Source organism: Streptomyces fuscigenes (assembly GCF_021556455.1).
Lineage (GTDB): Bacteria > Actinomycetota > Actinomycetes > Streptomycetales > Streptomycetaceae > Streptomyces > Streptomyces fuscigenes.
Window position 1 is genome coordinate 22362 of record NZ_JAKGCV010000025.1, and the last position, 6447, is coordinate 28808.

At 72.6% G+C, this 6447-nt stretch carries 6 protein-coding genes and 1 pseudogene; 2 read left to right on the forward strand and 5 right to left on the reverse strand.

Annotated elements, in window-relative coordinates; all coding sequences use genetic code 11:
* Both L1885_RS05170 and L1885_RS05175 read left to right on the forward strand, forming a co-directional pair.
* Entirely contained in the window at nucleotides 1-831 is an 831-nt protein-coding gene (locus L1885_RS05170) for a helix-turn-helix domain-containing protein (RefSeq protein ID WP_235795767.1), read from the forward strand.
* Nucleotides 828-1052 (forward strand): DUF397 domain-containing protein, encoded by a 225-nt coding sequence (locus L1885_RS05175; RefSeq protein ID WP_235795768.1) that lies wholly within the window; start codon nucleotides 828-830, stop codon nucleotides 1050-1052. The genes L1885_RS05170 and L1885_RS05175 overlap by 4 nt, the downstream gene beginning before the upstream one ends.
* A 37-nt stretch (nucleotides 1053-1089) precedes the next feature.
* Here the strand turns inward: L1885_RS05175 and L1885_RS05180 are convergent, their stop codons facing one another.
* The 5 genes and pseudogenes from L1885_RS05180 to L1885_RS05200 all read right to left on the reverse strand — a co-directional run.
* Nucleotides 1090-2289: a hypothetical protein gene (locus L1885_RS05180; RefSeq protein ID WP_235795769.1), complete on the reverse strand. Its 1200-nt coding sequence runs from the start codon at nucleotides 2287-2289 to the stop codon at nucleotides 1090-1092.
* 376 nt (nucleotides 2290-2665) lie between these two features.
* A complete protein-coding gene (locus L1885_RS05185; RefSeq protein ID WP_235795770.1) occupies nucleotides 2666-3178 on the reverse strand; it encodes a GNAT family N-acetyltransferase in 513 nt (170 codons plus the stop codon).
* Nucleotides 3179-3608: 430 nt separating this feature from the next.
* Nucleotides 3609-4121, reverse strand: a complete 513-nt coding sequence (locus tag L1885_RS05190; protein ID WP_235795771.1) for a hypothetical protein — start codon at nucleotides 4119-4121, stop codon at nucleotides 3609-3611.
* Nucleotides 4122-4148: 27 nt separating this feature from the next.
* Complete coding sequence (locus L1885_RS05195; protein ID WP_235795772.1) at nucleotides 4149-5576, reverse strand: WXG100-like domain-containing protein; 1428 nt, start codon at nucleotides 5574-5576, stop codon at nucleotides 4149-4151.
* Between the two features lie 173 nt (nucleotides 5577-5749).
* Nucleotides 5750-6447, reverse strand: a pseudogene (locus tag L1885_RS05200) (transcriptional regulator); the annotation flags it as partial.

Consider the following 6447-nt stretch of genomic DNA (forward strand, 5'->3'; position numbering starts at 1 on the left):
ATGAGCGGTGAGGTAGAGAACGCGGACACGTCCGGCGCGAGCACGTCCCCCCTCACCCACTTCGGCGCCGAAGTACGCCTGGAGCGCGAGCGTTTGGGGATGTCGCGCGCGGAGCTGGGCAAGGAGGCGTGCTGCGGCTACTCGCTCGTCGCGAAGATCGAGTCCGGCGACCGGGTGCCGGCCCTGGACTTCGCGGAGACCTGCGACCGCGTCTTCCCGCACGCGGGCGGCCGCTTCGTAAGGCTCTGGCCGCTGGCGCTGCGGTATGCGTTCCCGCCGTGGTTCCGGCGGTACGTGGAGCTGGAGTGGTCGGCGACCGTGATCCGCATGTTCCACCCGCTGCTCCTGCCGGGCCTGGTGCAGACGGAGGCGTACGCCCGCGAGATCCTGCGAACGGGACGCCCCACTCGACTGGACGACCTGGTGACAGCCCGCATGGAGCGACAACGCATCCTGACCCGTGAAGTCCCGCCTCGCCTGTGGATCATCCTCGACGAGGGAGTCCTCAGGAGGGCAGTGGGCGGAGCCGCCGTCATGCGGGAGCAACTGCGACGGCTCCGAGCCCTCGCGGATTCACCGCCCCACGTCGTCCAGGTCATCCCGCGCAGCATCGCGGCCTACCCGGGCTCGGGCGCTCCGTTCGGCCTGCTGTCCTTCGGCGAGGGCCCGGACGTGGTGCATGTGGACGGATTCCCCAAGGGCTATGTCCTCGCCGAACCGGGGGATGTGGCAGCGGCCGCCACTGCCTATGATCTGCTCACGGCGGTCGCGCTGCCGCCCGACGAGTCCGCCCCGCTGATCGACGCGGTCCTCAAGGAGTGCTTCTCGTGACCACATCAGGCCCCATGGACCGGATACCCGACGCGGCATGGCGGACGTCCACGTACAGCGGGAGCAACGGCGGCGAATGCGTCCAGGTCGCCGACCGCGTCCCCGGTGTCGTCCCCGTGCGCGACTCGAAGGATCCGGCCGGCCCGGTGCTCGCCTTCGGGCACGGGGCGTTCGCCGCGTTCGTCGGGGCGCTGCGGCGGGCCGAGTTGCCCGCTTCCTGAACCCGGCCCCGGCCGCCCGGAAGCGTCGCGTCGCCTCCTACCGCGTCCCGCCCCGCGCGAGCGACCCCTGGGTGGGCTGCGGGATCGGGCGGGCCCTCATCCCGGCCGCCGCGCGCAGCTCGTCGGCGCGGCGCGCCACGTCCACCTGCGCCGGGACGCGGCGGAACGTGTCGGGAACGCGGTCGATGACGACGCCGGCCTCCTCGGCGGCCTCGTAGGCGGTCATCTCCTCGCGGCACTCGACACACACGCCGTTGATCAGCGGGCTGACGTTGTCGGGGACGTCGCAGGTCATGCAGACCATGACCGCGCGGCGGACGTACGCGCGCTCCTCAAGGGGTTCGGGCGGCATCTTCTTCTCCAGCCTGGTGCGGGCGATCGCGCCGGGGCTGTGCAGCGGATGCGGCAGGCCCTCGGTCAGTGAACGCGTGAGGTGTTCGGGGGTCGCGCCGCGCGCGAACCACTGCGCGGCCAGGGGTTCGAGGGCCGCGCACTCGGCCGCCGACAGGGTCATCCGGGGCTCGGTACGGCCGAGCCGCTGGAGCGCGCGGTACGCGTCGGAGGGTGCGGGCGGGAGCACGGGTCCGGTGGCGACCGGCGCGACGGGCGCGACAGCCGGGACAGCCGCGACAGCCGCGACAGCTGGGACGCAAGGCTCGTCGACAGCGTCGGCCGACGCCTCGGGTCCGGCCTCGGCGTCGCCGTCGGCCTCCGGGTCCCTCTGGAGTCGCGTGCCCTCTCCGGCGCCCGGCGGCTCGGGGGCGGGCGATGCCTCGCACCCTCCGGAACCCCCGCGCGCCGTGGCCTCCCGGGCCCGCCGCGCCCGCTCGGTCAGGTCGATGCCCCGCATGCCCGCGACGAACCCCCGCCACCAGTCGTCGTCCCGTGCCGTTCGCGAGTAGAACGTGTGCGTGACCCAGCGGAAGGTGTTGTCGTCCAGCTGGAGGTGCTCCTTGATCCGGCGCAAGTGGCCTGCGTCGGAGAGGAAGTTGAGCGCCTTGCCGCAGGCCTGCTGGCCGTAGTCGGCCAGGTGCGCGGCGAGCGCCTTGTAGCCGATGGCCGCACCCTCGGGCAGGCGGTCGATGTACGCGGCGACCGCCGCCTCTCTCGTGCGCAGGTGGCCGAAGTCGGCTTCGCCGCGCGGGCGTTGCTCGGGCGCACTCCGCTTCCCGTAGCCGGGCTTCGCCGCGGGATGTGCGCGCGCGGGCAGGGCAGCACTAAAGTTGTCGCAAGCCACGATCGACTCCTAATCGATGCGTTGGTCAGGCCCCGTTCGGTGTTGGTAGCACCGGGCGGGGCTGCTTGATGCTGCGAACGGTAACGGTCGCCACGCTCCGCCGCAAATCGTGCACGCACAGCCATCGTTGCTCGTCAGCGGGGGTCCTGGGGGGAAGGGTGGTTTTCCCTCACCCGCCCACTCCACTGAAGAGGGCTCGGGGCCCGGGGCCCGGAACCCGGGGCTCAAGCCCCGGGGCGGCCTGCGGTTTTCGCACGGCACCAACCTCCGGCCTCCGACAGGGGGCGGACAAGATGGGTCCCGGAGCTCCGCGTCAACGGCCGTACCCCGCCGAACGGGTACGGCGGTGGCAGCTCCGGCGTCCCGGCCGACCGGCTCACGTGCCGACGGCGCGCCGCGCCTCCCGGTGCCATGTGCGCAGCAGGGCGGTGCCCGTCGAGATCGGGGCCTCACCCGTGAGGGAGAACCCGGCGGACCGGGCCACGGCGTCGCTCGCCTCGTTCCCGACGACGATCCGCAGCAGCACGCGGCAGGCACCCAGCCCGCCGAACGCGTACTCCGTCGCGAGCCGCAGCGCGCGCACCGCGAGGCCCTGCCCCCGGTGGCGCGGGCCGATCACGTAGCCCGCCTCGACCGCGAACGGGTCGTCGGACGCCGTGAACAGCAGAGCCTCGCCGAGCGGCGCCCCGCCGTCGGTGGTGACCGCCAGTTGGACGCGGCGCCGGGCCGCCCGGCTCTCGGCGGCCCGGGCCAGGTACGCGCGGCCGGCGGCCTCGTCGAACGGCGAGGCGAGCGGCGTGAACCGCGCCACGTCCGGATCGTCGAACAGCGCGGGCAGCGCGGGCGCGTCGCCGGCCGACCACTCCCGCAGCACGAGCCCCTCCCCCACCAGCCGCACCACGTCCTGTGGACCGGGGAACCGGGGCAGAACCGGAGGGGACGGCTCGGTCCGGGTCGGCTCGCTCCGGGTCGGCTCGGGCCGCGCGAACGCCGTCCGGTCGGACGGGGGGCCGCTTTCGTGCGAAGGCCTGCCCTCGTCCACGGGACGGCTGTCCGGTGCGGGGCCGGGACGGGACATGCGGACTCCTTCTCTGCTCACAGCCGGGCCACTCCGGGTTCCGGTGGCGGCCCGGCACGTGCGCGAAACCGCACGTACGCACCCGATCGTGCCACGGACGCGGCGGCGACGAGCAGCGGCCGGCTCTCACCCCTCGTGCCCGCCACCGGCTCGCGGCCGGAGGCCACTGCAACGGCCGCGCCCGGCAACGACCGGGAAGCACGGGACGGCTGCTCTTCTCAGGGAGCGCACCGGGCCGGCGTCATCGCTCCGGGTCCGCCTCGGCGGACGGCTCCGGCGCCCACGGTGCGTCGGCAGGCGCCCGGTGCCACCACCAGGCACGCAGTGGGGCCTCCCCTTCGGCCTCGTCCAGCCGCCAGGCGAGGGACGCGCCCCCGTCCTCTTCCGTGAGGGCCTCGAACACCTCGTCCAGTTCGCCGAGGACGGCGCGGAACCCGCGCCCCGCTCCCTCCGGCAGCCCCTCGGCCAGTTCCTCCAGGGCATCGCGGGTGTCGAGGTCGTTCACGTACTCGTCCACGAAGTACGTTCCGTCCGGCGGCCACCCCTCCCGCATGCGCACCCCGAGCGTCTCCCAGATCGCCAACCGGCGTTTCACGCCGAGAGTAGGGGTGGTGAGTTTCTCGGCGACCCAGGGAGCGACACGGCTCTTCTCCTCCTCAAGGGCCTCCCGGTCCAACGCGTCGAAGACGCGCGCGTCGGCGGGCGTGAGAGTGGAAAAGTAGCGCTCCGTCGTGGGTACGGCCAGGCGGGCCACGGAACCTCCCCCTTCAGGAAGCAGGACTTACTCGCCGATCAACTTGAGGAAGTAGGAGTATCCGGCGCTCGGCTGCATGAACGTGCCGCCGCCTCCTTCACGGATGATGACAGTCCCCGTGTCCGCGTCCCACCATGCCATACGCGGTGATCCACCCGGGGTCGGACGAAGACGGTAGCCGGGGCCCCTCATGACGTTCTCGAGGTACTCGGGCAAATCGTCTTCCTCCACTCCCGGGACGCTCCGCCCCGGTGCGTGATTGACCATGCGGTCCGCGGTGATGTCGGCGTCGTCGTCCCCCCACTCCTCCGGCTGACCGGGCGGATCGTCGCCCCCGCCGGTCGGCGGCTCGTCGCTTCCTCCCGTCCCGCGTCCCCCACCGCCGCGGCCGCCGACGCCGGCCGGCTCACGCGCCTCGGTCTCGGCGAGTTCGCGATCCAGAGCCTGAGTGACTTCCGTGGTCTCGGCGTCGACCGCTTCGATCTCGGGGACGCCGTCGGCAGCGGCCTGGAGGTAGGTCTCGATGTCCGCGATCATGTCGGCACTGATGTCGGTGACGGCGGCGTCGAGTGCGACCTCGACGCCGCCCAGTATCCCCGCGGCCTCCGCGCTGTCGAGGGCTGCCGCACCCACGTCCGACCCGCCGCCGGTGAAGGGGGTGAGGATGATGCCGAGGGCGGTGGTGAGACCGATCGCGATGCCCGCGCCGGCAAGCTTTTGCTCCGTGCTGCTGTGGGCATCATCGATTGCGGACGCCAACTTCTCGCAGGCCGAGGCGAGTTTGTCGCAGGCTTCCTTGGCAGCCGACAGCGGTGCGCTCGTCGCACTGGCGCCCTCCTGCCAGATCTTGGCCCAGAACGCGGCCATGGCGTGCACGGAGTCGTCGGAACTGTTGTCGGTGAGCGACTGAACCTGACCGTGGAGATCGCGGCCCAGGGTGGTGAGATCCGTGGAAGCGGTTCTGTAGGCCTTGGCCGCGTCGCGCAGCTTGTCCTGGTGTCCGTTCGGCCAGTACTTCGCCAAAACGGAGGGCATGGAGGAGCTCCCCTCACCGATCGCGGACGCCGCGTCCGGATACATGATGTCCGTGAAGACGGAAGGAGCCGGGTACAACGCGGGCGCTCTCTTGCCTGCCTTGGGGTTGGAGTGGTGGTCGGCCTTGAGGTAGTTGTTCGCCGTCGTCACCAGGCCGGTGGACGCCTGGCCTGTGGCACGGACGGCGGCGGAGAAGGTGTGGAAGAGGGCGTTGGCCGCCGGATCGTACTTCGCGCCGAACTTCTGGCCGTAGGTATCGTTGCCGGCCATCCCCGAGGCGTTGCGAAGCGCGGCGTTGAGTGTGCTCGCGATCGAGTCGAGACGTGCCTGCCCGGAGGCGAACTCCTCGGCGGCGAGGTCGAGATCATCCGGGTAGACGTCGATCGACTGCGCCGACCCGTCGTCGCCCGGCCGACTCACCGGACACCGTCCGGCTGCGTGCGAGCCCCGTTCGCGCCGTCACCCTTCACATCGTGCACGGATTCCGCCCCCTGCTTCCTCGGCACTCGGGAAGCGTCACAGCAACGCCGCTCGCGCACAAGGGCGTTGCCGTGCCCGGTCGATGGTGTCACGGTCCGTCGCGGGCAAGCCCCTCAGTTCCCGCTCGCCGCCGGCTGCCAGGCGCTGCCGCCGAGCGGGAAGTCGTACGCGGGCCTGCCGACGGATCCGCTCGTGCGGAACGGGCGGCCCCGGTCGTCGATGCGGAGCGTGCCGTGGCGGTCGCCGCTCGACCAGTCCAGTTCGAGGTACCAACTCACGTCATGCGCACGGGTGTCCGCCGTGACGTGGAAGACCTCCGGGTCGCTCTCACTGACCTTGCGCGGGAAGTCGGGCTGGCCGTGCGCGGCCGTGACCGCCGGGCGGCCCTGGTCGAGGTCGACGGCGAACGTGCCCACCCCGACGCCCCCGCCGCAGCCGACGCCCATCGCGTAGTCCGTCCACGGCAGCGGGGCGCCGCTGCGGACGACGCGGACGTGCAGGGCGTCCAGGACGACTGTCGTACTCCCGGTGCCCTGGACGGTCAGCGAGACGTACTGCTCGCCGCTCGCCACCCCGCCGAGCGCGGTCACCCAGCCCCGCGCGTCGGCCTCCTCGGGCGGCGGCGGCACCTTGGCCGGCTTGCTGTCGACCAGGTAGTGCTGGCTGCACGGGTCCTCGAACGCGTACGGCTGGACGTTCACCGCGAGCGGCGGCCCCGCGCTGTCGGCGCCCGATGCGTGCGAGGGCGCGGCCGCCCCCGCGCCGGGCGGCGAAACGGGCGCGGACGGGGTCGACGGGCCGGACCGCTCGG

Coding starts and splice junctions, on each gene's coding strand:
- L1885_RS05170 (WP_235795767.1), top strand. CDS start 1: ATGAGCGGTGAGGTAGAGAACGCGGACACGTCCGGCGCGAGCACGTCC.